Annotated in this window: 24 protein-coding genes; 21 read left to right on the forward strand and 3 right to left on the reverse strand. The window is 71.3% G+C overall.

What is annotated here, in order from left to right:
- The 12 genes from WA762_RS18290 to WA762_RS18345 form a co-directional block, all read left to right on the forward strand.
- Positions 1–235, forward strand: a 235-nt coding sequence (locus WA762_RS18290; RefSeq protein WP_335936888.1) for a hypothetical protein, incomplete at its 5' end; no start/stop codon positions are given.
- A gap of 89 nt (positions 236–324) precedes the next feature.
- Positions 325–588, forward strand: coding sequence for a hypothetical protein (locus WA762_RS18295; protein ID WP_335936889.1), 264 nt, complete (start codon positions 325–327; stop codon positions 586–588).
- Positions 589–1,095: 507 nt separating this feature from the next.
- Positions 1,096–1,416, forward strand: coding sequence for a 50S ribosomal protein L21 (rplU, locus tag WA762_RS18300; RefSeq protein ID WP_042812502.1), 321 nt, complete (start codon positions 1,096–1,098; stop codon positions 1,414–1,416).
- Positions 1,417–1,430: 14 nt separating this feature from the next.
- Positions 1,431–1,688, forward strand: a complete 258-nt coding sequence (rpmA, locus tag WA762_RS18305) for a 50S ribosomal protein L27 (RefSeq protein ID WP_018103204.1) — start codon at positions 1,431–1,433, stop codon at positions 1,686–1,688.
- A 267-nt stretch (positions 1,689–1,955) separates the two neighbouring features.
- Positions 1,956–3,392, forward strand: a complete 1,437-nt coding sequence (gene obgE, locus WA762_RS18310; RefSeq protein ID WP_335936899.1) for a GTPase ObgE — start codon at positions 1,956–1,958, stop codon at positions 3,390–3,392.
- Between the two features lie 699 nt (positions 3,393–4,091).
- Positions 4,092–5,591, forward strand: a complete 1,500-nt coding sequence (locus WA762_RS18315) for a bifunctional cytidylyltransferase/SDR family oxidoreductase (protein WP_335936900.1) — start codon at positions 4,092–4,094, stop codon at positions 5,589–5,591.
- Positions 5,592–5,738: 147 nt separating this feature from the next.
- Positions 5,739–7,769 carry a hypothetical protein gene (locus WA762_RS18320; protein ID WP_335936901.1) on the forward strand — a complete coding sequence of 677 codons (2,031 nt, stop codon included), beginning with the start codon at positions 5,739–5,741 and terminating at the stop codon, positions 7,767–7,769.
- A gap of 158 nt (positions 7,770–7,927) precedes the next feature.
- Positions 7,928–9,154 (forward strand): glycosyltransferase family 2 protein, encoded by a 1,227-nt coding sequence (locus tag WA762_RS18325; protein WP_443080624.1) that lies wholly within the window; start codon positions 7,928–7,930, stop codon positions 9,152–9,154.
- A gap of 441 nt (positions 9,155–9,595) precedes the next feature.
- Positions 9,596–10,666: a glucose-1-phosphate thymidylyltransferase gene (locus tag WA762_RS18330; RefSeq protein WP_335936903.1), complete on the forward strand. Its 1,071-nt coding sequence runs from the start codon at positions 9,596–9,598 to the stop codon at positions 10,664–10,666.
- Positions 10,663–11,646, forward strand: coding sequence for a dTDP-glucose 4,6-dehydratase (gene rfbB / locus WA762_RS18335; protein WP_335936904.1), 984 nt, complete (start codon positions 10,663–10,665; stop codon positions 11,644–11,646). The genes WA762_RS18330 and rfbB overlap by 4 nt, the downstream gene beginning before the upstream one ends.
- Entirely contained in the window at positions 11,643–12,527 is an 885-nt protein-coding gene (gene rfbD, locus WA762_RS18340; RefSeq protein WP_335936905.1) for a dTDP-4-dehydrorhamnose reductase, read from the forward strand. The genes rfbB and rfbD overlap by 4 nt, the downstream gene beginning before the upstream one ends.
- A gap of 264 nt (positions 12,528–12,791) precedes the next feature.
- Positions 12,792–13,586 carry an O-methyltransferase gene (locus WA762_RS18345; protein ID WP_335936906.1) on the forward strand — a complete coding sequence of 265 codons (795 nt, stop codon included), beginning with the start codon at positions 12,792–12,794 and terminating at the stop codon, positions 13,584–13,586.
- Positions 13,587–13,684: 98 nt separating this feature from the next.
- On the opposite strand, the gene WA762_RS18350 is transcribed toward WA762_RS18345, so the two are convergent.
- Positions 13,685–14,284, reverse strand: coding sequence for a dTDP-4-dehydrorhamnose 3,5-epimerase family protein (locus WA762_RS18350; RefSeq protein WP_335936907.1), 600 nt, complete (start codon positions 14,282–14,284; stop codon positions 13,685–13,687).
- A 124-nt stretch (positions 14,285–14,408) separates the two neighbouring features.
- Positions 14,409–16,451 (reverse strand): glycosyltransferase family 2 protein, encoded by a 2,043-nt coding sequence (locus tag WA762_RS18355; protein WP_335936909.1) that lies wholly within the window; start codon positions 16,449–16,451, stop codon positions 14,409–14,411.
- Between the two features lie 416 nt (positions 16,452–16,867).
- Here WA762_RS18355 and proB point away from each other — a divergent pair, with 416 nt between their 5' ends.
- From proB to WA762_RS18380, 5 genes are all read left to right on the forward strand, one after another.
- Complete coding sequence (gene proB / locus WA762_RS18360) at positions 16,868–17,971, forward strand: glutamate 5-kinase (protein WP_335937027.1); 1,104 nt, start codon at positions 16,868–16,870, stop codon at positions 17,969–17,971.
- 144 nt (positions 17,972–18,115) lie between these two features.
- Positions 18,116–18,628, forward strand: coding sequence for a hypothetical protein (locus WA762_RS18365; protein ID WP_335936910.1), 513 nt, complete (start codon positions 18,116–18,118; stop codon positions 18,626–18,628).
- A 360-nt stretch (positions 18,629–18,988) separates the two neighbouring features.
- Positions 18,989–20,272, forward strand: coding sequence for a glutamate-5-semialdehyde dehydrogenase (locus WA762_RS18370; RefSeq protein WP_335936911.1), 1,284 nt, complete (start codon positions 18,989–18,991; stop codon positions 20,270–20,272).
- 75 nt (positions 20,273–20,347) lie between these two features.
- The gene (locus WA762_RS18375) at positions 20,348–20,938 is read left to right on the forward strand and encodes an SCO2584 family spore wall biosynthesis protein (protein WP_335936912.1); all 591 of its coding nucleotides are present in this window, start codon (positions 20,348–20,350) and stop codon (positions 20,936–20,938) included.
- A gap of 666 nt (positions 20,939–21,604) precedes the next feature.
- Positions 21,605–22,735 carry an SCO2583 family membrane protein gene (locus tag WA762_RS18380; RefSeq protein WP_335936913.1) on the forward strand — a complete coding sequence of 377 codons (1,131 nt, stop codon included), beginning with the start codon at positions 21,605–21,607 and terminating at the stop codon, positions 22,733–22,735.
- Here WA762_RS18380 and WA762_RS18385 read toward each other — a convergent pair.
- A complete protein-coding gene (locus WA762_RS18385) occupies positions 22,659–23,813 on the reverse strand; it encodes a M48 family metallopeptidase (RefSeq protein ID WP_335936914.1) in 1,155 nt (384 codons plus the stop codon). The genes WA762_RS18380 and WA762_RS18385 overlap by 77 nt on opposite strands.
- Before the next feature lie 110 nt (positions 23,814–23,923).
- Here WA762_RS18385 and WA762_RS18390 point away from each other — a divergent pair, with 110 nt between their 5' ends.
- The 4 genes from WA762_RS18390 to WA762_RS18405 all read left to right on the forward strand — a co-directional run bounded on the left by WA762_RS18390 (position 23,924) and on the right by WA762_RS18405 (position 26,934).
- A complete protein-coding gene (locus WA762_RS18390) occupies positions 23,924–24,085 on the forward strand; it encodes a hypothetical protein (protein ID WP_335936915.1) in 162 nt (53 codons plus the stop codon).
- 84 nt (positions 24,086–24,169) lie between these two features.
- Complete coding sequence (locus WA762_RS18395) at positions 24,170–24,334, forward strand: hypothetical protein (RefSeq protein ID WP_335936916.1); 165 nt, start codon at positions 24,170–24,172, stop codon at positions 24,332–24,334.
- 38 nt (positions 24,335–24,372) lie between these two features.
- Complete coding sequence (gene nadD, locus WA762_RS18400) at positions 24,373–24,990, forward strand: nicotinate-nucleotide adenylyltransferase (protein WP_335936917.1); 618 nt, start codon at positions 24,373–24,375, stop codon at positions 24,988–24,990.
- A 15-nt stretch (positions 24,991–25,005) separates the two neighbouring features.
- Positions 25,006–26,934, forward strand: coding sequence for a LytR C-terminal domain-containing protein (locus WA762_RS18405; protein ID WP_335936918.1), 1,929 nt, complete (start codon positions 25,006–25,008; stop codon positions 26,932–26,934).
- Positions 26,935–26,954: the final 20 nt, after the last annotated feature.

Raw genomic sequence — 26,954 nt, forward strand, 5'->3', positions numbered from 1 at the left:
GTTGGATCTAGCCCAGGACTTCCTCGTCCAGTCGAAGCTGAAGCTGCTGGAACGCTCGTACGAGGTACTGCGCAACCTCAAGAGCGGCTGCACGAAGCTCTCGGTCTCGCCCTCTTCCAGGGTGAGGCTCCTCGGGGCGCGTGCCTCGGCCTGCGGAGACATGGGGGACGACTGGAGAGCCGGGAACCTGGAGAGCCGGGAACTACGACGACATTCCGCACTCCTCGGGCTGTGAGAAGTGTGCCGTGGAGATCACGGAGCGCCTCGGTGGAGGAGGCCGGGAACCCTGTTCCTGGACGGTCGTACGCGCAGTACGTCGCCTTCTTGACCGGTATGAACGTGGGCACCCGGCGTTCCCGCACCCAGGCGGGGGACGGGATGCTCGACGATTTCTCGCCATGGATGGCGGCCAGACTGCGACGCGGGTACAACCTCCCGTGGCCGACTCTCGTCCTGATGTCCGTCTTTCCCGACAGGGAAGGCACCGACCTCGCGGTTCCGCTGACGGAAACCGAGGACAGGGCGGTGGTCGAGGCGTTGTTCGGACTCCTGACGGAGTTCCTGGAGATTCCGCCGGTGGCGCCCTGAGGATTGATTCCTCACGTCCGGGGGCCAATATCTTGCGGGCCGGCCGAGGCCCGTGGCGGCCGGCCGGACAGCTCTCGGCTCGTTCCCCGGGGTGACCCGCCGATCGAACCGGCGGGTCACCACCTTTTCGCCTTCTCCCCTTGTCCTCGCTCCGTGCGCAGCCCCGTCGTGGGCACCCCGGCACACGGGCCGGAGTGCCGTCTGCAGGTCCGGTTTCCTGGCCGCCGGGGCGGTATCTCGCCAGGGCGGCCGCTGCTCTCCGTCGGGCTCCGGGGGCCACCGTCCCCGCTCGCGCCCGGGCGGGCCGCCCGAGCCGGTTTGACCCCCTGCGCCGCCCCCCGTAATGTTGCTCATCGGCGTGTTTCCATGCGCGCCCACCCCTGAGCACATTCCTCCCGGCCGGTCCGTCCGGCGGGAGAGGCCGCTCGTCCTTCCGGATCGTCGTGGGCCCCGGCCCGCGCGGGCGGCTGGCGTCAGGGGTCCGTTCCGAGCGAGAGAGAGATCCGCGTGTACGCCATCGTGCGCAGCGGTGGCCGCCAGCACAAGGTTGCTGTCGGTGACATCGTCGAGGTTGACAAGATTTCCACCGCCAAGGTCGGCGACACGGTCGAGCTCTCGACCCTGCTCGTGGTCGACGGCGACGCCGTGACCAGCGACCCGTGGGTGCTGGCCGGCATCAAGGTCCAGGCCGAGGTCGTGGACCACCACAAGGGCGCGAAGATCGACATCCTTCGCTACAAGAACAAGACCGGCTACCGCCGTCGCCAGGGTCACCGTCAGCAGTACACGGCGATCAAGGTCACCGGCATCCCCGCCGCCGCGAAGTAAGGGACTGAGGAGACATGGCACACAAGAAGGGCGCGTCGTCCACCCGGAACGGCCGCGATTCCAACGCTCAGCGGCTCGGCGTGAAGCGCTTCGGCGGTCAGGCCGTCAACGCCGGTGAGATCCTGGTCCGCCAGCGCGGCACCCACTTCCACCCGGGCACGGGCGTCGGCCGCGGTGGCGACGACACGCTGTTCGCGCTCGCCGCCGGTGCGGTCGAGTTCGGCACGCACCGTGGTCGCAAGGTCGTGAACATCGTTCCGATCGCCGGCTGAATTCCGGCGCTCGTCGAGCGGTTTCCGCGGAGGCGGACCTCACTTTCCGTACGGGAAGAGAGGTCCGCCTCTCGCGCGTTGCGTCAAGGAGAGGTCCGCCTCTCGCGCTGTTCTCACATGAACGAGTCGGTTTCTCTCGTGAAAAGATTGTTCCTCTCCGGGGAGGAACGGCTGTCGCTTCTCCCCGGAGAGGACGGCCGTCCCCGCACCGGGCGGGCACGAGCGGGGCGACGTCCGTACGTACGTATGTAACTGGAGGTTCCGACCATGACCACCTTCGTGGACCGCGTCGAGCTGCATGTCGCCGCGGGTAACGGGGGTCACGGCTGTGCCTCCGTGCACCGTGAGAAGTTCAAGCCGCTGGGCGGGCCGGACGGCGGCAACGGCGGGCGCGGCGGCGACGTGACCCTGGTCGTCGACCAGTCGGTCACCACCCTCCTCGACTACCACCACAGGCCGCACCGCCGGGCCACCAACGGGCAGCCCGGCGAGGGCGGCAACCGCTCCGGCAAGGACGGGCAGGACCTCGTGCTGCCGGTGCCCGACGGCACGGTGGTGCTCGACCGGCACGGCAACGTGCTGGCCGACCTCGTCGGACAGGGCACCGCGTTCGTGGCCGGACAGGGCGGCCGCGGCGGCCTCGGCAACGCCGCGCTGGCCTCCGCCCGGCGCAAGGCCCCCGGCTTCGCGCTGCTGGGCGAGCCCGGAGAGGCCCGGGACATCGTCCTGGAGCTCAAGACCGTCGCCGACGTCGCGCTGGTCGGATACCCGAGCGCGGGCAAGTCCTCGCTCATCTCCGTCCTCTCGGCCGCCAAGCCGAAGATCGCCGACTACCCGTTCACGACGCTCGTGCCGAACCTCGGCGTGGTCACCGCGGGCAGCACCGTCTACACCATCGCCGACGTCCCGGGCCTGATCCCGGGCGCCAGCCAGGGCCGCGGCCTCGGCCTGGAGTTTCTGCGGCACGTGGAGCGCTGCTCGGTCCTCGTGCACGTGCTGGACACCGCGACGCTGGAGTCCGACCGCGACCCGGTCTCCGACCTCGACGTGATCGAGGAGGAGCTGAAGCAGTACGGCGGCCTGGGCGACCGGCCCCGGATCGTCGTCCTCAACAAGATCGACATCCCGGACGGCAAGGACCTCGCGGACATGATCCGCCCGGACCTGGAGGAGCGCGGCTACCGCGTCTTCGAGGTGTCGGCCGTCGCCCGCACCGGCCTGAAGGAGCTCTCCTACGCGCTCGCGGGCGTCATCGACGAGGCGCGCGCGGCCCGTCCCGTGGAGGCGGCGACCCGTATCGTCATCCGCCCGAAGGCCGTCGACGACGCCGGATTCACGGTCACCAAGGAGGAGGACGGCCTCTACCGGGTGCGGGGCGACAAGCCGGAGCGCTGGGTGCGGCAGACCGACTTCAACAACGACGAGGCCGTGGGCTATCTCGCGGACCGGCTCAACCGCCTCGGTGTCGAGGACGAGTTGATGAAGGCCGGCGCCCGCGAGGGCGACGGCGTGGCCATCGGCGCCGAGGACGACGCGGTCGTCTTCGACTGGGAGCCGACCATGGCGTCGGGCGCCGAGATGCTCGGCCGGCGCGGCGAGGACCACCGCTTCGACGCGCCCCGCCCGGCGGCGCAGCGCCGGCGTGACCGCGAGGCCGAACGCGACGAGTCGCAGCGGGAGTTCGACGACTTCGAGCCGTTCTAGGGGGTCTGACGAATACCTGCGGCGTCGCGGGGTCCGGTGCGCACGCTCGTGGCGTTGCCGAACCGCCCACGTGGCTCCGCCACGCAGACGCTCCGGCGCCTTGCGATCGCACGCACCGGACCCCGCTCCTTCTCCCGCACTCATTTATCAGACACCCCCTGGACCCTGCGCCTCGAAACGCCGGTTGCCGGCTGCTGTCGGGTGGCGTCCGCCGTCCGGCAGCAGCCGAGTGCCGCACGGTGCGTGGGGCCGGGCGCGGTTCGGGGCGGGGCTCTTCGGGCGCGGCGCGCGTACTGGGCGGTTCATTTCGTCCATGGCGGATCAGGTCGGGGCGGGGACGGCCCGGGCCGACCGGTCCGGCCGCCGCGCACCCGGTCGGCGTCCGGAACGGGTCGCCGGGGAACGACCGCCCGCCGCCCCGCGGCCGCCGGAAGAATCGGTTCCGGTACGGTCGTCGGACCGCCCGGCGCGCACTCCGCGTCAGTAAGGCGCCCGGTCGAACCCGCTCAAGGGTGATTCACGCTGCTCAACCGTGTGGCGTCGGTCACCCGCCGGGGATGCGTCGATTCCGGCGTTTGCCCTGATCGCAAGGCAGCGCAAGGTGTCGTCACCGCGTGCGGTGGCTGACGTCCACCTTGCGAGACGGTAACGGAGAGTGCAACCATCGCTGTGTCTCCCAGCCCTCAAGGTAGGTCGTCCGTGTCTGCTCAGCACATAGCCCAAGCCCGAACCACAGCAGTCGTGCTCGCCGGCGGCACCGGCCAGCGTGTGGGCCTGTCGATCCCGAAGCAGCTGCTGAAGATCGCGGGCAAGGCGGTCATCGAGCACACCCTGTCGATCTTCGAGCAGTCCGATTCCATCGACGACATCATCGTGCTGATGGCCCCCGGCTATGTGCCCGACATCGAGAAGATCGTCGCCAAGGCCGGGATCACCAAGGTCACCAAGGTGATCGAGGGCGGCGCCACGCGTAACGAGACCACCGAGCGGGCCATCGCGGCCCTCGGCGAGGGCCTGGCCGAGGGCGAGGACCGCAACGTCCTCTTCCACGACGCCGTGCGCCCGCTGCTCTCGCAGCGCGTCATCAAGGACTGCGTCGACGCCCTCGACCGCTACCAGGCGGTCGACGTCGCCATCCCGTCCGCGGACACGATCATCGTGACCCGCACCCACGGCGACGACGGCGAGTTCATCACCGACGTGCCCGACCGCTCCCGGCTGCGGCGCGGCCAGACGCCGCAGGCGTTCAAGCTGTCCACCATCCGCCGGGCCTACGAGATCGCCTCCGGGGACCCGAACTTCCAGGCCACCGACGACTGTTCGGTCGTCCTGAAGTACCTTCCCGACGTGCCGATCTACGTCGTCGCGGGCGACGAGTACAACATGAAGGTGACCCAGCCGGTCGACGTGTTCATCGCCGACAAGCTCTTCCAGCTGGCCTCCACCGCCGTCCCGCAGCCGACGGACGACGCCGCCTACCGCGAGCTGCTCACCGGCAAGACCCTGGTCGTCTTCGGCGGCTCGTACGGCATCGGCGCGGACATCGCGACGCTCGCCGAGTCCTACGGCGCGACCGTCTACGCCCTGGGCCGCTCCACCACGGGCACGCACGTGGAGAACCCGGAGCACATCGACGAGGCGCTCTCCAAGGCGTACGCCGACACCGGCCGCATCGACTACGTGGTCAACACCGCGGGCGTGCTCCGCATCGGCAGGCTGGCCGAGACGGACAACGCGACGATCCAGGAAGCGCTGAACGTCAACTACCTGGCGCCGGTCCAGATCGCCCGCGCCTCGCACAAGTACCTCGCCGAGACCAAGGGCCAGTTGCTGCTCTACACCTCCAGCAGCTACACCCGCGGCCGCGCGGAGTACAGCCTCTACTCGTCGACCAAGGCCGCCATGGTCAACCTCACCCAGGCGCTCGCGGACGAGTGGGCGGGCGAGGGCGTCCGGGTGAACTGCGTGAACCCCGAGCGCACCGCCACGCCGATGCGCACCAAGGCGTTCGGCGAGGAGCCCGCGGGTACGCTGCTCTCCTCCGAGGCGGTCGCCAGGACCTCCCTGGACGTTCTGCTCTCCGAGATGACCGGCCATGTCATCGACGTACGGCAGCAGGACCCGACCCGCGGCGCCTCCGAGGCGTCCGGCTTCGAGCAGGCCCTGGCCGCCGTCCTGGACCGACAGGCCGATGTGTAATACTGCTTGACAAACGAATTTTCGGACCCCTGAAGTCGCCGCGGGCGAACTCCAGGGGTCCGAATGCGTGAAGCTCGGGCTTCACAATTCCCTTGCAAGGCAAACGTCCGGCACCCTCGGGAGCGGTACTTCGTGATTTCGAAAGCCATGCGCTTGACCAGGGTGGGCAGCGGTTCGGAACTGGCCGCCGCTCTTCTCATGGCTCTGGGCTTTCCATGCATAATGCTGGCGGCCCTTCTTCCCAGTCTCTGGTTCTTCGCGGGCGCGGCCGCGGTGACTTATGTGGCCGATCAGTATCTGCATCATCGCGGCAGTTACCTGATCAACCGGCTGTCCGCGATCCGCGCCGGGCTCTCGATCCGCTTCCTGGTACGCCAGTTGCTGCTGATCCTGCTGCTCTCCCGCATGGGATACGGCGAGGAGACGCTGTTCTACACGACGGTCGCCTGCCTGCTCGCCTTCTACGCCCTCCAGGCGCCGCAGAGCGCCATAGTGACTCTGATCAAGCTCCGCCGCAGGCTGCCCGTCGTCACCCGCAACGTCGACCTGGAGCGAGTCCGGATCCCGGACGCGCCCCGGCCGCTGCTGATGAACCGGGCCGCGGAGAAGGCGCTCCACCTGGACGTCTTCGCGATGGCCGGGGTCCTGGCCGCGATCGCGAGCGATGTACACGTCATCGGCTACGTGGGCCTGGGCGTCACCCTGGTCCTCGCGGTCTGCTACCTGGCGGCGCTCCTCCCGTACCTCCGCCCGAAGCGGCAGGTGGGGTCCGACGCCAAGGTGCTCGCCGCGGTGGGCGACTGGCTGCGCGAGTACCAGCCGACCGTGGTCCTCTACTTCTCCGGCTCCAAGGAATCGGCCTACCAGGTCAACATGTGGCTGGAGACCATGGCGCAGGTCGAGGGGCGCCCGCTGATCCTGCTGCGCGAGCGCCCCATCATCTCCCAGCTGAACAGCACGTCGGTGCCAGTGATCTGCGTGCCCGGCGGCGTGCACCTGATGAACCTGGACCTCTCGTCGGTGCGGGTCGCGCTCTACGCGGCCAACGTCGGCAAGAACATCCACCTGCTCCGGGTGCCGACGATGAAGCACGTCTTCATCGGCCACGGCGACAGCGACAAGATCGCCAGCGTCAACCCGTACAGCAAGGCGTACGACGAGGTGTGGACCGCGGGCCGGGCCGGCCGCGACCGCTACGCCCTGGCGGACGTCGGAGTGCGCGACGAGGACATCGTCGAGGTGGGCCGCCCGCAGCTGGCCCCCATCCGGCCGGGGACCGGCGCGCCGAAGAACCCGATCCCGACGGTGCTGTACGCGCCCACCTGGGAGGGCTGGGACGACAACCCGGGCAACACCTCGCTGCTGCTGGCCGGCGAGAACATCGTCCGGCGGCTGCTGAACGCCGAGCGGCCCGTCCGGCTCCTCTACAAGCCGCACCCCTTCACCGGCACCCGCAGCGCCAAGGCCAAGGCGGCGCACCAGCGGATCACCGCCATGATCGAGAAGGCCGCCGCGGAGCGGGCCGCCGACCCCCGGTGGGCCGAGGAGTCCGCCGCGCTCCGGCCCGTCCGGGCCGAGGCGCGGGCCGAGCTGGCCCGTATCGAGGCGCGCCTCGACGCGCTGGCGAGCGGCGGCCGGACGTCCGGCGACGAGGCCGAGCTGTCCCGCGACTCGCTGGCCGACCCGGCGCGCGAGGCCGAGATCGCGCGGCTCAGGGACGAGTGGAACGCGGCCTCCTGGCGCGCGCTCGGCTGGTGGGAGCACAAGATCGTCACGGGTGCCCGGATGCGGCTGTACGACTGCTTCAACGAGTCGGACGCCATGGTCTCGGACATCTCCAGCGTGGTGTCGGACTTCATCGCGAGCGGCAAGCCGTACGCGGTCACCGACTCGGCCGCCCTGGGCGTCGAGGAGTTCCGGCGGCAGAACACCGCGGTCCGCGCCGCGGTCATCCTGTCCAACGAGGCGAGCGAGCTGGACGAGCTGCTGGCGGCGGTGGCCGACCCCGCCGCGGACACCCTCGCGGCCGACCGTCGCGAGCTGAAGGAGTACCTCCTCGGCCCGGACGAGCCCGCCTCGATCGTGCGGTTCAACGGGGCCGTCGAGGCGCTCGCGGCCAGGTCCAGGGCCCGGAACGAGCGTCTGGCGAAGAACGTCGGCGCCCCCGTGGGTGGCTGAGAAACGCGCGGATGGCTCAAAGTCGACGGCCCCTCTAACACGGCTCACCAGGCCCGGCATAACCCAAAAGGGTTGTGCCGGGTTTTTGTGAGGAGCATCACCCGTTAGGGTGAAGGTGAGGGGCAACCAACGGATGAAGCCGCCTGTCTTCTGTTGATGTGAACGACATGCCAACTCCTGATGTGACGGTAATCGTCGGCGCGTACGAGGCGATGCCCTACCTCGTGCGCTGCCTCGAATCGGTGGAAGCGCAGAGCATCGGCGCGGACCGGATCGAGATCGTGGCGGTCGACGACGGGTCGACCGACGGCACCGGCGAGTACCTGGAGGAGTTCGCGGCCCGGACGAAGGTTCCGACCCGGGTCGTCCGGCAGGCGAATTCCGGCGGGCCCAGCGGTCCGCGCAACGTGGGCCTGGGGATGGCCCGCGGACGTTATGTGTTCTTTCTGGACGCCGACGACTATTTCGGCGAAGAGGCTCTCGAACGCATGGTCGAGATGGCCGACCGGGCGGGGACCGACGTGGTCCTGGGCAAGGTGGTCGGGGTGAACCGAGGGGCGCCCCGTTCGATGTGGTCGAAAACCCGGGAACGGGTCGACGTCTACAACTCCAAGGTCATATACACGCTGAGCGCGCAGAAACTCTTCCGGCGGGAACTCCTGGAGCGGCTCGATCTGAAGTTCGACGAGAGCCTCAAAACGGGTGAGGACGCGCTCTTCACCATGGAGGCTTATCTGCGAGGCGCCGGAGTCTCGGTCGTAGCCGATTACACCTGTTATCACCTGGTCGGCCGGGCGGACGGAAAGCAGGTCACCAAGAGCGGCACCTACGAATGGCGTTTCGACTCCATGCGCGCCATGATGCAGCTCGTCCACCGCCTCGAACCGGCCGGCCCCAAGCGCGACTTCCTGATGGTCCGCCCCTTCACGGTCGGGATGCTGCAGCAGTTCGGTCCGGTCTTCCTCCGGGACTCGGAGGAGGTCCGCCGCCACAAGATGGAGCTGGCGGCGCCGCTCATGGAGGCCTACTGGAGCGACGGGGTGGCGCGCCTGATCAAGGTCGCGGAGCGGCTGCGGCTGGCCGCCGTCGCGCGCGGCCGGGCCGACGTCCTGGTGGACCTGCTGACCTTCGTACGGGAGAAGTCCGTTCCCGAGGTGGTGCGTTCGCGCAAGGGGGACAAGGTCTTCCTGGCTTACCCGCATTTCCGGGACCGTTCGAGCGGGCTCACGGAATCCGACTTCGAGGTCACCGTGCCCGACTGGCACGACGGCAAGCGCATCGAGCGGCCCAAGGCGGTGGCGCGCAAGGCGTCGTTGTCGCGGCGCCTGATCCGGCGCGTGCGGCGGGACGTGCGGCGCTGGAAGTCGCGGATCAGCGCGCGCTGAGCGGTGTGCGCGAGGCAGGCCGGGTTCCGTCGAGGGGCCCGGCCCGCGGCCGGTTGTCCGGCCGCGTGGGGAGCGACGGCGGGGCCGTGCCGTCGCCCCGGCGAGGGTTGCCGTCGTTCGCGGTGAGGGTTCGTCCCGGAGGCTGGGCATTCCCGGTGAGGTATCCGCGATGCGGCGCCCGCGGCGAGGTGTTCACGGCGAGGCCGGCCCGTCATTTTAGAGGCCGGCCCGTCATTTTATCGGGATGCCTCGCGATCTCCGATGGACCGGTATAAGGGTCCGCGCGCGTGTTCGTATTTAGTTCGCCTTTTGTTCGCGAAGTTGACGAGCCGGGGAAGCGCGCGGCGATTCTCAGTAAAGTCGCGCATCAGGAATGTCGCGTCAGGAGCATCGGGCCGCTGCCGCGACAAGGCGGATATCCCAACCGTGAGGACTGGTCACGTGAAGGCTCTCGTACTGTCCGGAGGGGCCGGCACCCGCCTGCGTCCCATCACGCACACCTCGGCCAAGCAACTGGTGCCGGTCGCGAACAAACCCGTGCTGTTCTACGGCCTGGAGGCCATCGCGGAAGCGGGCATCACCGAGGTCGGGATCATCGTGGGGGAGACCGCGGAGGAGATCCGCGAGGCGGTCGGCGACGGATCCCGGTTCGGGACCGAGGTCACCTACATCGCGCAGGACCGACCGCTGGGTCTCGCCCACGCGGTGCTGATCGCCCGCGACTTCCTGGGGGACGACGACTTCGTCATGTACCTCGGCGACAACTTCATCGTCGGCGGGATCGCCGGGCTGGTGGAGGGGTTCCGCGCCGACCGGCCGGACGCGCAGATCCTGCTGACCCAGGTGCCCGACCCGACCTCCTTCGGCGTCGCGGAGCTCGACGGCGGGGGCCGGGTGGTGGGCCTGGAGGAGAAGCCGAAGCGGCCCAAGAGCGATCTGGCGCTCGTCGGCGTCTACCTCTTCACCCCCGCCATCCACGAGGCGGTCCGCTCGATCGAGCCGTCCTGGCGGGGCGAGCTGGAGATCACCCACGCCATCCAGTGGCTGATCGACCAGAGGCGCGACGTCCGTTCCACCACGATCCGCGGCTACTGGAAGGACACCGGCAACGTCACCGACATGCTGGAGGTCAACCGCACCGTCCTGGAGACCGTGGAGCCCCACCGGGAGGGGGCCGAGGTCGACGAGCGCAGCGAGATCATCGGCCGGGTGCGGATCGAGCCGGGCGCCAAGGTCAGCGGCAGCCGCATCGTCGGGCCCGCGATCATCGGCGCCCGGTCGGTGATCAGCGGCGCGTACGTCGGCCCGTTCACCTCGGTCTCGGAGGACTGCCGGATCGAGGACAGCGAGATCGAGTACTCCATCGTCCTGCGGGGCGCCTCCCTCGCCGGCGTCCGCCGCGTGGAGGCGTCGCTCATCGGCCGCGACGTCGAGGTGACTCCCGCGCCCCGCTCCCCGTCCGCCCACCGACTCGTGCTCGGCGACCACAGCAAGGTGCAGATCTCCTCATGACCACCCACATCCTGGTGACCGGCGGCGCGGGATTCATCGGCTCGCACTACGTCCGTACGGTCCTCGGTCCCGAGGGACCGGGCGACGTCGCCGTCACCGTGCTCGACAAGCTCACCTACGCGGGCAACCCGGCCAACCTCGACGAGGTGCGCGACCACCCCGGCTTCCGGTTCGTGCGGGGCGACATCTGCGACGCCGGACTGGTCGCCGGGCTGATGGCCGAGCACGACCAAGTGGTGCACTTCGCCGCCGAGTCGCACGTGGACCGGTCCATCGACGGCGGCGCCGAGTTCGTCCGTACGAACGTGGTGGGCACCCACACCCTGGTCGACGCAGCGCACCTGGCCGGCGTCGAGACCTTCGTGCACATCTCCACGGACGAGGTCTACGGCTCGATCGACGAGGGCTCCTGGCCCGAGACCGACCCGCTCGCGCCCAATTCGCCGTACTCCGCCGCCAAGGCGTCCAGCGACCTGATCGCGCTCTCGTACCACCGCACCCACGGCCTCGACGTCCGGGTGACCCGCTGCTCCAACAACTACGGGCACCACCACTTCCCCGAGAAGGTCATCCCGCTCTTCGTCACCAACCTGCTGGACGGCAAGCCGGTCCCGCTCTACGGCGACGGCGGCAACGTCCGCGACTGGCTGCACATCGACGACCACGTCCAGGGCGTCGAACTCGTCCGCACCGCGGGCCGGCCCGGCGAGATCTACAACATCGGCGGCGGCACCGAGCTCTCCAACAAGGAGCTCACCGCCCTGCTGCTGGAGGCGTGCGGCGCCGACTGGGACAGCGTCGTCCACGTCGAGGACCGCAAGGGTCACGACCGCCGCTACTCGGTCGACTGCGCCAAGATCCGCGAGGAGCTCGGCTACGAGCCCCGCAAGGACTTCCGCACCGGCCTCGCGGAGACCGTCCAGTGGTACCGCGACAACCGCGCCTGGTGGGAGCCGCTGAAGGAGAGGGCCGCCCTGTGAGCGACGTCTGGCTGGTCACCGGGGCCGCCGGGATGCTGGGCCGGGACGTCCTGGCCCGGCTCGCCGGCGAGGACGCCACCGCGGTCGGCGCGGACCGCGCGGTACTCGATGTGGCGGACCCCGGATCGGTGCGCGCGGCCTTCGCGGAGCACCGCCCGGCCGTCGTGGTGAACTGCGCCGCCTGGACCGCGGTCGACGACGCCGAGACCGAGGAGGACGCCGCGCTGCTGGTCAACGGCAGGGGGCCCGAGCTCCTCGCCGAGGCCTGCCGTGAGCACGGCGCCGTTCTCCTCCAGGTCTCCACGGACTACGTCTTCGCGGGCGACGGCGAGAAGCCGTACGCCGAGGACGCCCCCACCGCCCCGCGCAGCGCCTACGGACGCACCAAGCTCGTCGGCGAGCGGGCCGTGCTCCACGCCCTGCCGGACACCGGATACGTGGTGCGCACGGCCTGGCTGTACGGGGCGGGCGGCGGCAACTTCGTCCGCACCATGATCCGGCTGGAGGGCGCGAAGGACACCCTCGACGTGGTGGACGACCAGCGCGGGCAGCCCACCTGGACGGCCGACCTGGCCGACCGGCTGGTCCGGCTCGGGCGGGGCGCGCTCGCGGGCGCCGCGCCCGCAGGTGTCTACCACGGCACCAGCGGCGGCGAGACCACGTGGTGCGGATTCACCCGCGAGATCTTCCGGCTGCTGGGCGCCGACCCGGACCGTGTCCGCCCCACGACCAGCGCGGCCTTCGCGCGGCCGGCCCCCCGGCCCGCGTTCAGCGTGCTGGGGCACGAACGCTGGGCGGCGGCCGGGATCGAACCGATCAGGGACTGGCGGGCGGCGCTCGCCGAATCCTTCCCGGCGCTCGTCGCGACGGAACGGCCGTGAGGAGCGAGGAGCGACAGAAGGGGCGAAGGGTGGCAGCGAGGCGGCAGTAGGAGCGAAGTTCGGCAGTGAGGGTCGAAGTGCGGCCGCGATCGGGGGAATGTTCGACCGTCGATTTCCGGTCGCATTCTCGATAACGCGTGCCGCCGCATTCCAAACGCATGAAAAAGCAGGTTTGGCGCGGGGAGGGTGCATACGTCGCCGTATGTTCATACGGTAACTTCGCCGGGAACGGATCAGTCGGTGCCTCCCGAAGGGCTGCCCCACGTGAACCGCCATGAATTCCTGCGTCATGTGCATCGAGTCCACCGTCCCCGGAACTATTTGGAGATCGGGGTCAATGACGGCAGAAGCCTGGCCCTCTCCCGGGTGCCCTCCGTCGCCGTCGACCCGGCCTTTCGGGTGATCACGGATATCAGCTGCGACGTTCACCTGGTCAAGGCGACCAGCGACGATTTTTTCGCCCGCTCGGATCCGCTGGTGCATCTGCGGAACGGGCGCAATCCGTTTCGCGCCCTCGCCCGCCGCGACCCGCTCGGCCTGTTCGGCGGGGACCCGAGGCTGGAACTCGCCTTCATCGACGGCATGCACCTCTTCGAGTACGCGCTGCGCGACTTCATGAACGTCGAGAGGCACTCCCGCTGGTCGAGTGTGATCGTGCTCGACGACATGCTGCCGAGGAACGCCGACGAGGCGGCCCGCGACCGCCACACCACGTTCTGGACCGGCGATGTCTACAAGGTGGTGCAGGTGCTGCGCCGCTACCGCCCCGACCTGCTCGTCGTCGAGGTGGACACGGCACCGACCGGGATGGCCGTGGTGTTCGGCGCCGACCCGGAGAACAGGGTCCTGAGGGACGCGTACGACCGGATCGTCGAGGAGTACGTCGTACCCGATCCGCAGAACGTGCCCGAGGAGGTGCTGATGCGGAAGAACGTCGTCCAGCCGGAGGCGCTGCTCCGCGCCGACTTCTGGCCGGCCCTGGCGCGGGCCCGCAATCTGCGCCGACCCCGCTCGGCGTTCGCGCCCCTGCGCCGGCGCATCCGGGCCGCCACCGGCTGAGCCGCGGGCGCCCGGGTGCCCGGGCGCGCCGGCGCAGTGTCGGCGCAGGGACGGCGCAGTGACGGGGCTGGGACGGCGCGCCGGGGCCGGCGCCCGGTTCAGCCCCGGGCGCGCAGCCGCGCGTAGTACGCCTCGCACGCCTCGTACGACGGCAGCAGCCCCCGCTTCTCGGCCTCGGCCAGCGAGGGCGCCGCGGCGTCCTTGTCCGACAGCAGCGGAGCGATGCCCTCCGGCCACTCGATGCCCAGCTCCGGGTCGAGCGGGTGGACACCGTGCTCGCGCGCGGGCGCGTAGCCCTCGGAGCACAGGTACACCACCGACGCGTCGTCCGTCAGGGCCATGAAGGCATGGCCCAGCCCCTCGGCGAGGTAGACGGCGTGATGGTCCACGTCGTCGAGCCGGACGGCCTCCCACCGCTTGTACGTGGGCGAGCCGACCCGGATGTCCACGACGACGTCCAGCACCGCGCCGCGCACGCACTTCACGTACTTGGCCTGGCTCGGCGGCACGTCCGCGAAGTGCACACCGCGCAGGGTTCCCCGGCTGGAGACGGAGAAGTTGGCCTGCGCGAGCCCCAGCGAGTGCCCCATGGCCTCGCCCAGGTCCGATGCCCTGAACCATTCGTGGAAGCTGCCGCGGCTGTCCGGGAAGACCTTGGGCTCGTGCACCCAGGCCCCTGCGATGGAGAGCTGCCGCATGCGATCACGTCCTCGTTCCGGTGTGTTCTCGTGCTGGTGTTCTGATGCTGGGACGGCCCCGAGCGGGGCGGACCGGCCGGGCGGGCCGCGCCGGCCGGCGGTCCGGGGCCGGCCGGCGGCCCGATCAGCCGGCGAGCAGCCGTCGGGCGAGACGGCGCGCCCGCTTCCGCCCCCGCGGAGGGAGCCTGCGCACGACAGGGCCGCCGACGGTGCGCAGCGCCCGCCGCAGTCGCGCCTTCCGGCGCTGTGCGGCGACCCCCGCCATGATCGAGGACGGGGCCTCGGACAGGCCGGGATCCAGCCGCATCCGCCCGCCCCCGCCGATGGTGACCGGGCAGAGGGGCAGCGCGGGATCCTTCTCCCCGTCCAGCCGGACGGAGAGGTTCCAGGCGCCCGCCGGGGCGCCGGGCGCGCGCTCCGGGACGATCAGATGGGCCCGGCCCTTCGTCGGGTGCAGCGTGGTGCGCAGGGTGTGCGCGGGCCGGTCGGCTCCGTCGGCCGGGCTCAGGACCAGACGGGCCTCGGACGCGGCGGTGGCCTCGGCGGTGAAGAGGTCCAGCCGGAGCTCGGGCCGGCGGCCCGGGACCAGCAGCACCGGACGCCCCTTCAGGCGGGCGGCGAGCTTCTTGCCGCGACGGCTCACGTCGAACGTCAGATTGCCGTGGGGGTCGGTGAAGTACGGGATGACGGCGCGCGCCGGATCACCGAGCAACGCGGGCAGGCAGGCGGCGTCCACCTCCGGCGCGCGGTCGGCGCCCAGTCGCGCCTTGCGGACCAGGCCCAGCCCGCGCAGCGGCACCCAGACGTCCCAGAAGCCGCGGGACACCCTGCCCCGGCCCTTGACGGCCTCCGTGGGCACCTGGCCGCTGCCGCGCAGCACGACCTCGCAGACCCCGTCGCCGAGGTCGTCGATCTCGGCGGTGAAGGAGGCGGGACAGGGCCACTCGACGGCCGTCTCCCGGTTGCGCAGCGAGAGTTCGGCGGAGAAGCCGCCGATGTCGTCGGTGACGTCCAGCGGTTCGTCCGGGGGCAGAATCCCGCCGCCGGTGTCCGGGTGCAGGAAGTAGCGGCCGTCCCGGCGCAGCAGCCTGACCGGCTCCCGCTCCTCGCCCTGGACCAGCCGGGCGGTCACGGTCACGGCGGCCCGGCCGTCCGGCCGCCAGGCGAACTCCTCCAGCCGGGCCGACGCCCTGACCGTCCCGGCGAACCGGGCGATCCGCAGCAGCCCCTCCCGGTCGTCCGCGCGCAGCAGCGCGGACCGCACCCGCAGCAGCGGACCGAGGCCGTCGTGCACACCGTCGCCCATGAAGTCGAGGGCCAGCGGCCTGATCGCGTCGACCATCTCGCGGAAGAAGTCCGGCTGGTACTTGAGGACCGCGGGCTCGCTCAGCCGGCTCAGCATCTCGACCCGGTGGAAGCGGCGGAGCAGCAGATCCCGGAACGCCCCCGGCTCGGTGTTCGCCATGACCACGTCCAGGACCTCGCGGAGGTTCCCGTAGTACTGGGACGGGACGATCCTGGCGGATCCCGCGTTCTTGCCGTCGTCGCGCCGGGAGTAGTAGTAGCAGGTGTAGTCCCCGAGGATCGAGACGGCCTTCGCGGGGAAGTACGCCCGCATCATGTACAGCTGGTCCTCCAGCCGGCGCCTGCCCTCGGGGTAGGCGATGCCGTTCTCGCGGAGGAACGCCGTGCGGAACATCTTGTGCGGGGTGAGGCTGTCGTACAGCGGCGCGTCACGGAGGGTGCACTTCTCGCGGTTCTTCCTGAACACGCCGTGCGGCACGCCCCGGAAGTCGCTGGCCACCTTGCCGATGACGATGTCCGAGCCGTTGCGGCGCCCCATCTCGTACAGCCGGCGCAGGGCGTCCCGGGCGAGGCGGTCGTCCTGGTCGACGAACTGGACGTACTCGCCCCTCGCCTCGTCCACGCCGACGTTCCGGGGCTTTCCCGGCCAGCCGGAGTTGGGGATGGTGATCAACCGGAAATGCGGGTGCTCCGCCGCCAGTTTTTCGAGCCGTGCCGGGGTGTCGTCGGTCGACCCGTCGTTCACGAAAAGAATTTCGAATTCTTCTGCGGGGAGAGTCTGCCGCAGCAGTGATTCGATGCAGGGGTCGATGTACTTGCCCGGGTTGTAGACCGGAATGACGACGCTTACTTTGACTGGCATCGCTGCTGTCCCAATATCTGTAGGTCTCTGGAGATGGCGGCGGATGCGGGGCCGGCGCTGCCACTGCCGAAGCGATCGGGGGAGGGCCGCCGCCACGCACCTTATCGGCTCCCGGATGAATGAAGCGTTCCGATGGCCGAGCACCACCGGGAAGGCTGGCCTTTCGAATGCGCAAGGGAAATAGCAGCCGAAGTCACGGCCCGCGCGGCCGTCGCGAAGCACGGCCCGCACGGCCGTCGCGGACGGGCCCGGTCCGGTGCGCGCGGGAGCGGGGCGGCGCCGGTCCGGGTCGGGCGGCGCCCGCGTCCACGGGACGGAACGCGCGGGCGCCCGCTCCCCGCCTTCGCGTAGATTGCGAGGGCTGGGCGAGGCCGATTCATTGGGGAAAGCACGTGACAGGGGCAAGGCAGGGCGTCATGGAGGCCCGCAGGATCGTGGTCAAGGTCGGTTCCTCCTCCCTCACCACGGCGGCGGGCGGACTCGACGCGGACCGCGTCGACGCGCTCGTCGACGTGCTCGCCAAGGTGCGCAGCGGCGGGGAACGGGAGATCGTGCTCGTCTCCAGCGGCGCCATCGCGGCCGGGCTCGCCCCGCTGGGCCTGCACCGCCGGCCCAGGGACCTGGCCAGGCAGCAGGCCGCGGCCAGCGTCGGCCAGGGGCTGCTCGTCGCCCGCTACACCGCGTCCTTCGCGCGCTACGGCGTACGCGTCGGCCAGGTGCTGCTGACCAGCAACGACACCAGCCGCCGCGCCCACTACCGCAACGCCTGCCGCACCCTGGACCAGCTCCTGGAGATGGGCGCCCTCCCGGTCGTCAACGAGAACGACACCGTGGCCACGGACGAGATCCGCTTCGGGGACAACGACCGGCTCGCGGCGCTCGTCGCCCATCTGGTCCGCGCCGACCTGCTCGTCCTCCTCTCGGACGTGGACGGCCTCTACGACGGGGACCCCAGCACCCCGGGCGCCTCGCGGATCGCGGAGGTCGCCGGGCCGGAGGACCTGGCCGGGGTCGTCATCGGCAGCGCGGGGAAGGCGGGCGTCGGCACCGGCGGCATGGTCACCAAGGTCGAGGCCGCCCGGATCGCCACCGCCGCCGGGGTGCCGGTGGTGCTCACCTCGGCCAGCCGCGCCGCCGACGCCCTGGCCGGACGCGCCACCGGCACCTATTTCCACCGCACCGGACGCCGGTCGGCCGACCGGTTGCTCTGGCTCGCCCACGCCTCCACCCCGCAGGGCTCGCTGACCCTCGACGACGGGGCCGTGCGGGCGGTCGTCGAGCGGCACGGCTCGCTGCTGCCCGCCGGGATCCTGGCGGTCGAGGGCGAGTTCACCGCGGGCGACCCGGTGGAGCTGCGCGACCTCGGCGGGCGTGCCGTGGCCCGCGGACTCGTCAACTTCGACGCGAAGGAGATCCCGCAGCTGCTGGGCCGCTCCACCCGCGACCTGGCGCGCGAACTCGGCCCGGCGTACGAGCGCGAGATCGTACACAGGGACGATCTGGTCCTTCTGCACCGCTGACAGACCACCCGAAACGGTCGAAAGTCGGACCTCGGAACGGAGACCTTCCCGAAAACCACCCCATCCGGGGCCGATGACTGGTCAACTTTGTTACGGGGACACAGCGGGGGACCGCACAGCAAACGCATTCACAGGAGGCCGCCGGTGAGACGAGCGCGCCCGGGGGCGCCGCCCCGAGGAACGGGTGGCCGGGCCCTGACCAGCGTCGGAGCGGGCGCCGGCTTCGACGGGAGCCGGCCCGCGGACCGCGCGGACGACCGGACCGCCCGCCCGGGTCCCGCGACGGCGGGCGAGGGGAGCGCCGCCGAGCGCACCCCGTCCAGGCTCTGGCACATCACGTTGAGCGTCTCGGGCGTCGAGATCCCGCTCAGGGAGGTCAGACGCGGTCTGGAACAGCTCGCGCACGACCATCCCTTCCTGCTGACCAGCCGGTACGCCAACGACCACGCGGAGATCCGCTACTGGGAGGAAGCCCGGGACCTGCACGACGCGGCGGCCGTCGCGCTGCGGCTCTGGGGAGAGCACCGCTCCACCGCCGGGCTGCCGCCCTGGGAGATCGTCGGCCTGGAGGTCATCGACCGGGAGACCTACCACCAGCGGGTCGCCGAGGGATACGGGCCGCCCCCGGCGGCCCCGGTCGGCGTGCATCCGTTCTGAGCGCCGGCGCGCCGGTTCCGGGGCTCGCCGCGCGGCCGGGCGTTCCGGCCGGGTCGGCTTCCCAGGGCCTCCGGCCGGTGGCCCCGGACGGCCGGGCCCGTGCGCCGAGTGCCGTGCCCGGCCGGTCCCGCCCCGGCCCGCCGTCGGCCCCGGCCCACGAGCCGCCTCGGCTCACGATGGGCTCCGGCCCACGACCGGCCCCGGTCCGGGGTCGGTCCCGGTCCGCCCCGGCCCGCGTCGTGGGAGGCCGCGCGATCCGGGGCGAGGCGGCGACGACCGATCCGGCGCGGGCCCGCGGCGGTCGTCTCGCATCACGGGATACGTGGCGGATGCCCGAGGTGCGCGCATTACGCTGCGGGCATGACCACGCTCTCGCCGTACGACAACATGTCCCCGGTCGCCCAGGCCGCCTACCGGGCCCGTTCCGCCGCCGCCGACATCGCGCCCCTGCCGCGCGCGGCGAAGGACGACGCGCTGCTCGCGATCGCGGACGCGCTGGAAGTACGGACGAGCGAGATCGTCGAGGCCAACGCCGAGGACGTCGCCCGCGCCCGCGAGGCCGGGACCAGCGAGGCGATCGTCGACCGCCTCACCCTCACCCCGGAGCGGATCCGCGCCATCGCCGCCGACGTACGCGACGTGGCGGCCCTGCCCGACCCGGTCGGCGAGGTCGTCCGGGGCTCCACCCTGCCCAACGGCATCGACCTGCGGCAGGTCCGGGTGCCGCTCGGCGTGGTCGGGATCATCTACGAGGCCCGGCCCAATGTGACGGTCGACGCCGCCGCGCTCTGCCTGAAGTCCGGCAACGCCGTGCTGCTGCGCGGCTCGTCCTCGGCGTACGCGTCCAACACCGCACTCGTTCGGGTGATCCGCGACGCTGTCGGCGGCTCGGGCCTTCCCGCCGACGCGGTGCAGCTGGTGCCGGGGGAGAGCCGCGAGTCGGTGCGCGAGCTGATGCGGGCCCGCGGCCTCGTCGACGTCCTCATCCCGCGCGGCGGCGCCTCGCTCATCCGCACGGTGGTGGAGGAGTCCACCGTTCCGGTCATCGAGACCGGCACCGGCAACTGCCATGTCTACGTGGACGCGCGGACCGACATCGACATGGCGGTCGACATCCTGGTCAACTCCAAGGCGCAGCGCCCCAGCGTCTGCAACGCCGCCGAGACGCTCCTGGTGCACCAAGACGTCGCCGCGGAGTTCCTGCCGCGCGCCCTGGACGCGCTGGCCGACGCCGGGGTGACCGTGCACGGCGACGAGCGGGTCCTGGCGCACGCCGCCGGGACCAGGGCCACGGTGGTGCCGGCGACCCCGGAGGACTGGGAGACGGAGTACCTCTCCTACGACATCGCCGCGGCCGTCGTGGACTCGCTGGACGCGGCCGTCGCGCACATCCGGCTCTGGTCCTCCGGTCACACCGAGGCGATCGTGACCACCTCCCAGGCCGCGGCCCGCCGGTTCACCCAACTGGTCGACTCCACGACGGTGGCGGTCAACGCGTCGACGCGCTTCACCGACGGCGGCCAGTTCGGCTTCGGCGCCGAGATCGGCATCTCCACGCAGAAGCTGCACGCCAGGGGCCCGATGGGACTGCCGGAGCTGACGTCGACCAAGTACATCGTCACGGGCGACGGCCACGTGCGGTGACCGGGTGACCGTCCGGGGTCGGTGAATGTCGCCGCCTCTCTGCCCAGAACGACCCTGCGGGGCTAGTCTGGAGCCGTGCCGGACGACGTGGGGGGCAGGCCGTTCCCGGACGGCGGGGAGCCCGACGACGACCGCGGGGGCGCGGACGAGGACTTCGCCTCCGTGGTGTTCGACGAGGACTTCGTCCGGGCCGCCGAGATCCACGAACCCACCGCGGTGGAGCGTTTGCTCGCGGCCGCGCAGGCACGGGCCGAGGCCGAGGCCTCCCGGTCCCGGGCGGGCGGCGGCCCCCTGGACGACGAGTACGCCGACGATAAGTACGGCGGGTACGGCGGCGAGAGCGCACCCCACGACCCGCTGGACCCCGACGACGACGCCTACGACAGCCCCTACGGGCGGCACGGCGGTGCGCTGCGCCCCTACCGGGGCTCGGCGCGCTGGCACCGGCCCGTGGCCTGGATCCTCGCCGTGCTGATGGGCATCGGGATGGTCGCGCTGGCCTTCGGGGCCGTCTACCGCAACGCGTCGGGCAACCGCCAGGCCCCGGCTCCTCCGCCCGCCACCACCGGCGTGGACAGGGGCCCCGGTCCGGCCCCCACCGCCATACCGTCGATGTCCGCCGGTGACCTGCGCCCCCCGGTCCCGGCGGTCTCCCGAGGAAACTGACCGGGAGCCGGGCAGACCGACCGGGAACCGAGGAAGCTGTCCAGGAGCCGAGGAAACCGACCGGGAACACGACCGGCGACCGAGGACCCACGCGACGTGAGCGGCCGAACCCCGCGCGCCGCCCCGCCCCCTCGCGCGCCGCCCCCGCCAGGGCCTCGCGTGCCGCCCCCGCCAGGGCCTCGCGTGCCGCCCCCGCCCCTCGCGCGCCACGACCGGATGGGGCCCCACGCACCGCCATCGGCCGGAGCTCATGCGCCGCCGACCGGCCGGAGCCCCGCGCGCCACGACCGGCCGCCTCACCCTCCCGCCCTCGCCCGGCCCCGTCACGGGCCACCGACGACCTGCCGTCGCCCCGCTGCCGCCCTCGCGCCCGGGAAGGCCCTTCCTCGCGCTCGGCGGAGCCGTTCCCGCTTCCGTCGCCCGGCGGGGCCGTTCCCGACGCTCTCGCCCGGCTGAGCCGTTCCCGCCTCCCGCGTTTACCGTCGCCGCAATCGACCTACCCTGAAGGTGTGACCCCTCTTCCCCGAGGGGGCTTCTCACTCGTCCGCACACGGGTGGTCATGGGGCGCCGGGCGCGCCATGACGAGCGGGCCCTGTCCGAAGCCATCGGCCGAAGCAGAGCGAAGCGTCGCGGCCCCGGTCGGTGACGTGGAGTCGGGAGAAGTCATGGCACACCGCGGAGAACCACCAGAAGGTCCGTCCGAGAACACTCCGGGTGGCGGCGAGGACGAGTACCGGTGGCTCGTCTTCGACGAGTCGTTCGTGCGGGCTGCCAGGCTGAAGGAGTTCTCCGCCCAGGAACGCATCGCGGATCACACCCCGGCCGTGCGGAGCCTCCCGCGCCGGAGGCTCAGGTCCGGCTCCCGGGCCCTCATCGCCCTGATCCTCCTGATCGTCCTGGCCTTCGGGACCGCCGTGTACATGGGCTTCCGCCACCCCTACCAGGCGCCCGCCGGCCGCGCGGCCGAACCGCTCAGTTCGACCGTCGTCCCCCTGACCCCGCGCGGCGCCGTGCCCGGCGGAAAGGCCGCCGACCTCCTCTCCAGGAGCCCCGCCGCCCAGTTCGCGAAAGGCGTCGCGGGCATCAACCTGCCGCCGGTCAGGGCCACGGCCAACTTCTCGGAGAACCAGGTCGGGACGGCCCTGAACACGGTCAAGGAGTACCTGGTCGCCTCCTCGCTCGAACCCGATGTCCTGACTGGGCGCGCGCTGCGGCCGGTGGAGATGCTGCTGGACCCCGACCAGATGGCCCAGTTCGACCGCAGCATGAAGCGGCCGGCCGACGACGGGCAGCACGCGCCCGCCGGCTGGCTGGTCCACTTCGACCCGGCGAAGGTGGCCCTGGCCGATCCCGACGTACGCGTCCGGGGCACGCTGAGCTACAGCGAGACCGGCTCCGACACCCTGGAAGTCGTGTCGGACCATACCTTCACCTACGCGCTCCGGCCCGCCGCCTCCGGGGCGCACGGGGCCGATGACGCCTCGCTCTTCACCGTCCGGCGCGAACTGGTCTTCCACTTCGACCGGGAGGACCTGCGGCTGCACCGGCTGGAACTGCGGACCAGCTATGTGCAGGCCGGACCGCAGGCGTGCACCCCGGACACCACCGGCGCCCTGCGGCCCCTGCTCGCCGGGCAGCGCGCCGCCGTCCGCGGCCCCGCGGGCACCGACCCGTACGACACGGGCCGGCCCACGGCGGCACTCTGCGGAACGCTGGCGGTCAGCTCCCCGACGGCTCCGGCCCCTCCTCAGGGCCCCGGGACCCGTCCGGCCGCTCCGGGCCCGTCGGGCCCGTAGCGCCGTCCTTGGAGCCGTCCGCCGCACCGCCCCTGCCGGCCCCGCCGCTCTGGCCGGTGAACTTGTCGCGGAGTCTGCCGCCCAGGTCCCCGGCGCCGCCCGCTATGTCGCCGACGAGCTTCAGCAACGGGTCCTTGCTGGTCCGCACCGCGTCCGCGTAGTGCGCCGCGGACTGCCGGAAGGAGTCCGTCACCGAGGTGTCCTTGTCCTCCTCGCGCCTGGCGTAGTGGCCGTCCATGATCCGCTGGTAGTCGCGGGACTCGGACCACTTCTTCAGCTCGGCCGCGCGCACCGTGGTGAACGGGTGGGAGCGGGGCAGCAGGTTGAGGATCTTGAGCACGGAGTCGCGCAGGTCGCCGGCCTTCTCGTACTCGTCGGCCTGGGCGAGGAAGGCGTCCACGTTCATCTCGTGCAGATGATTGCCGCCCGCTATCTTCATCAGGCCGCGCATCGACGCCTGCAGGTCCTGGCCCACCAGCAGCCCCGCCCGGTCGGCCGACAGCTCCGACTTGCGGAACCACTCGCGCAGCGCCGTCACGATCGCCATGATCGCCACGTTTCCGAGCGGGATCCAGGCGACCTTCACCGCTATGCCGGTCAGGAACAGCAGGATCGTGCGGTACACCGCGTGGCCGGACAGGGCGTGCCCCACCTCGTGGCCGACGACGGCCCGCATCTCCTCCTCGTCGAGCAGCTCCACCAGCCCCGTCGTCACCACGATGACCGGCTCGTCGAGACCGATGCACATGGCGTTGGGCTGCGGGTCCTGGGTGACGTACATCGGCGGGACCTTCTCCAGGTCCAGGATGTAGCACGCGTCCCGCAGCATGTCGTGGAGATGGGTGAACTGGGCGTCGCTCACCCGGACGGAGTCGGAGAGGAAGAGCAGCCGCAGGCTGCGCTCGGGCAGCAGACCGCTCAGTGTCTTGAAGACAGTGTCGAAACCGCTCAGCTTGCGCAGGGCCACCAGAGCCGAGCGGTCCGCCGGATGCTCATAGGCCCGGGACGAGATGCCCGCGAAACGCCGGCGCCGCCTGCCCGGCACGTTTCCGCCGCCCTCGTGGCTGTGTTCGGTCATGAATGGGCCCCCTGTTCGTACGAGACGTCGCCCGCCCCCTGACGCGTCCCAGCCTAGGTGCTGGGGCTACCGTGTGCGGGGGGCTGTGGATAACTGAGGAGACGCCCGACATGCCGCACACCGTTGCTCTGCTCGCCGCCGCGTCCGGGGACAAGGCTCCCGGCGACACGCTTCGCATCGTGTTGCTGGCCTCGCTCGTCGGGGCCGCGCTGCTGGCCTGGTTCCTGCTCCGCGGCTACCGCCGTGACAAGGACCAGGACGCCAACGACTGAGTCGGCGTGAGCTCGCCCGGGGCGCCCGCATACGATGTGCGCGATGTCCTCCGTCCGACTCCCGATCGATAGGTCCTGCCGAAGATGAGCCTCACGAGCACCACCCACCAGCTGGTCACTCTCGCCGCCGAGGGCGGCGAGCACGGCGGCAACCACCCGAGCCTCAGCCCGTTGGTCACCGGTGGCGGTGCGTTCATCGCGCTGATGCTGCTGCTGTGGATCACCACCCGCTTCAACCGCGACCGCTGAAGCGAAGGCGAACAACTGTGCCAGTAGGCTCTGCACGCATGGGAGAGCAGGAAGTGCCTACCGGCAGCCGAAAACGCCGTATCGGCGTGATGGGCGGGACGTTCGACCCGATCCATCATGGACACCTGGTGGCGGCCAGCGAAGTGGCCGCCCAGTTCCACCTCGACGAGGTGATCTTCGTCCCGACCGGGCAGCCCTGGCAGAAGAGCCACAAGCATGTCTCCCCGGCCGAGGACCGCTATCTGATGACGGTCATCGCGACGGCCTCCAACCCGCAGTTCTCGGTCAGCCGGAGCGACATCGACCGCAGCGGACCGACGTACACCATCGACACGCTGCGGGACCTGCGCGCCGCCCACGGCGACGCCGACCTCTTCTTCATCACCGGGGCCGACGCCCTCGCCCAGATCCTCACCTGGCGGGACGCCGCCGAACTCTTCTCCCTCGCCCACTTCATCGGTGTGACCCGGCCGGGCCATACGCTCACGGACCCCGGACTGCCGGAGGGCGGCGTCTCCCTCGTGGAGGTGCCCGCGCTCGCGATCTCGTCCACGGACTGCCGGCAGCGGGTCGCGCAGGGGGAGCCGGTCTGGTATCTGGTGCCGGACGGTGTGGTTCGCTACATCGACAAACGCCAGCTGTACCGCGGCGAATGAGTCAGAGGGGCACCGGTGAACGACCGACAGAACCCGTACGACCCGTACTACCAGCAGCAACCGCAGCTCGTCGGCTATGACGAGTACGGGCAGCCGGTGTACCAGCAGGCCGGCCCGGCCGGACCGCAGTCGTACGACGCGTACGACCCGTACGCGCCCCCGCAGACCCAGCAGCCGCAGCAATCGCACGATCCCCACCAGCCGCAGCAGACCGGCCAGGGCTATGGAACCGGCCAGGACTACGGAGCCGATCAGGACTTCGGGACCGGCCAGGGCTACGGATACGACACCTACGGCCAGTCCCCGCAGTCACATCAGGCGCAGACGCATCAGGGGCAGCCGCAGGTCTACGACCCGTACGCCGGTCAGGGCGCCGGGCAGACGTACCAGCCCCAGAACCCGCCCCAGTCCGGGCAGCAGGCGTACGACGGCTACGGCGTCCAGGACGGGCAGGACGCCTACGGACACGGCTACGAGACCGGCCGTCAGTCCGCCGCCGTGGACACCGCGGAGCAGTGGAACATCCCACAGCAGGCGGCGGCGCCCCCGCAGCAGGCCGACGGGTACCCGGGGCGACAGGCCGCAGAGCAGCCGGAAGCGCCCGCACCGGCGTCCGAGCGGGCCGCCCGGGAACCGGCGACGGATTCGGCGACCGAGCCGGAGCCGACCGTTCCGGGGCAGCGCCGTCCGGAGTACCGCACCGAGCAGTTCTCGTTCATCGAGGAACCCGACGAGGACTCCGAAGACGTCATCGACTGGCTCAAGTTCACCGAGAGCCGCAGCGAACGACGCGAGGAGGCACGGCGTCGCGGCCGCAACCGCCTGGTCGCGCTGATCGTCGTGGCGGCCCTGGTGGTCGTCGGCGGCGTCGGTTACCTCTGGTCCGCCGGGAAGCTTCCCGGCACGTCCGATGCGGAACAGGACAGCACCGCGTCGGCGGGCCCGCAGCGGCGGGACGTCATCGTCGTCCATCTGCACGACACCAAGAAGGGCGGCACCTCCACGGCGCTGCTCGTCGACAATGTGACGGCCAAACAGGGCGCCACGGTCCTGCTCCCCAACTCCCTCGCGATCTCCGACGACGAGGGCGCCACGACGACCCTGGGCAAGTCCGTCGAGGCCGACGGCGCGACCGGAACCCGCGAGTCCATCGACACGCTGCTCGGCACCAGGATCGGCGGCACCTGGCGGCTCGACACCCCGTATCTGGAGAGCCTCGTCGATCTCGTCGGCAACATCGACGTCGACACCGACACCGACGTGCCCGACGGGAAGAAGGGCGCGTCGCCGCTGGTGCACAAGGGCGAGGCGCAGACCCTGAGCGGCCGGATGGCCGTCGGGTACGCCACCTACCGGGCGCCCGGCGAGGACGAGGCCAAGCAACTCGAGCGGTTCGGGACGGTGCTGCGAGGGGTGCTGCGGAAGATCTCGGACGATCCGAAGGCCGCCACCGTCACCGTGCAGACCCTGGCGCAGATCCTCGACCCCTCGCTCTCCGAGAAGGACCTCGGCGCCGCCCTGGCGAAGCTCGCCCACCACGCCAAGGTCGGCGACTACAAGACGGAGCTGCTGCCGGTGAGCGCCGACGGCACCCTCGACGACGCGACCGCCAAGGGCGTCGTCAAGGACGTGCTCGGCGGCGTGGTGAAGGCGCCGGAGGCCGGCACGGCGGTCCGCATCGGGATCAAGAACGGCACCGGAGACGAGGGCGCCGCGGAATCCGCCCGGGTCAAGCTGGTCAACGGCGGCTACGCCTTCGTCGGCGGCGGCACGGCCGGGACCGCCGCGCAGTCCGAGGTGGTGTACAAGGACGCGGCGGCCAAGGAGACGGCGACGCAGGTCGCCAAGACCCTGGGGCTGCCGGAGAGCGCGGTGAAGCAGGGCTCCCCGACCACGACCACGGACGTGTCCGTCCTGCTCGGTCAGGACTACCGGGCCAAGTGACCGGGGCGGGCGGGTCCGGC

Source organism: Streptomyces tyrfis, from assembly GCF_037034285.1.
GTDB lineage: Bacteria > Actinomycetota > Actinomycetes > Streptomycetales > Streptomycetaceae > Streptomyces.

Bases quoted from the DNA above. Each gene is read 5' to 3' on its own strand.
- rpmA (WP_018103204.1), top strand. From the start codon at position 1,431: ATGGCACACAAGAAGGGCGCGTCGTCCACCCGGAACGGCCGCGATTCC.
- obgE (WP_335936899.1), top strand. From the start codon at position 1,956: ATGACCACCTTCGTGGACCGCGTCGAGCTGCATGTCGCCGCGGGTAAC.
- WA762_RS18320 (WP_335936901.1), top strand. From the start codon at position 5,739: ATGCGCTTGACCAGGGTGGGCAGCGGTTCGGAACTGGCCGCCGCTCTT.
- rfbB (WP_335936904.1), top strand. From the start codon at position 10,663: ATGACCACCCACATCCTGGTGACCGGCGGCGCGGGATTCATCGGCTCG.
- WA762_RS18350 (WP_335936907.1), bottom strand. From the start codon at position 14,284: ATGCGGCAGCTCTCCATCGCAGGGGCCTGGGTGCACGAGCCCAAGGTC.
- WA762_RS18355 (WP_335936909.1), bottom strand. From the start codon at position 16,451: ATGCCAGTCAAAGTAAGCGTCGTCATTCCGGTCTACAACCCGGGCAAG.
- proB (WP_335937027.1), top strand. From the start codon at position 16,868: ATGGAGGCCCGCAGGATCGTGGTCAAGGTCGGTTCCTCCTCCCTCACC.
- WA762_RS18370 (WP_335936911.1), top strand. From the start codon at position 18,989: ATGACCACGCTCTCGCCGTACGACAACATGTCCCCGGTCGCCCAGGCC.
- WA762_RS18380 (WP_335936913.1), top strand. From the start codon at position 21,605: ATGGCACACCGCGGAGAACCACCAGAAGGTCCGTCCGAGAACACTCCG.
- WA762_RS18385 (WP_335936914.1), bottom strand. From the start codon at position 23,813: ATGACCGAACACAGCCACGAGGGCGGCGGAAACGTGCCGGGCAGGCGG.
- WA762_RS18390 (WP_335936915.1), top strand. From the start codon at position 23,924: ATGCCGCACACCGTTGCTCTGCTCGCCGCCGCGTCCGGGGACAAGGCT.
- WA762_RS18395 (WP_335936916.1), top strand. From the start codon at position 24,170: ATGAGCCTCACGAGCACCACCCACCAGCTGGTCACTCTCGCCGCCGAG.
- nadD (WP_335936917.1), top strand. From the start codon at position 24,373: ATGGGAGAGCAGGAAGTGCCTACCGGCAGCCGAAAACGCCGTATCGGC.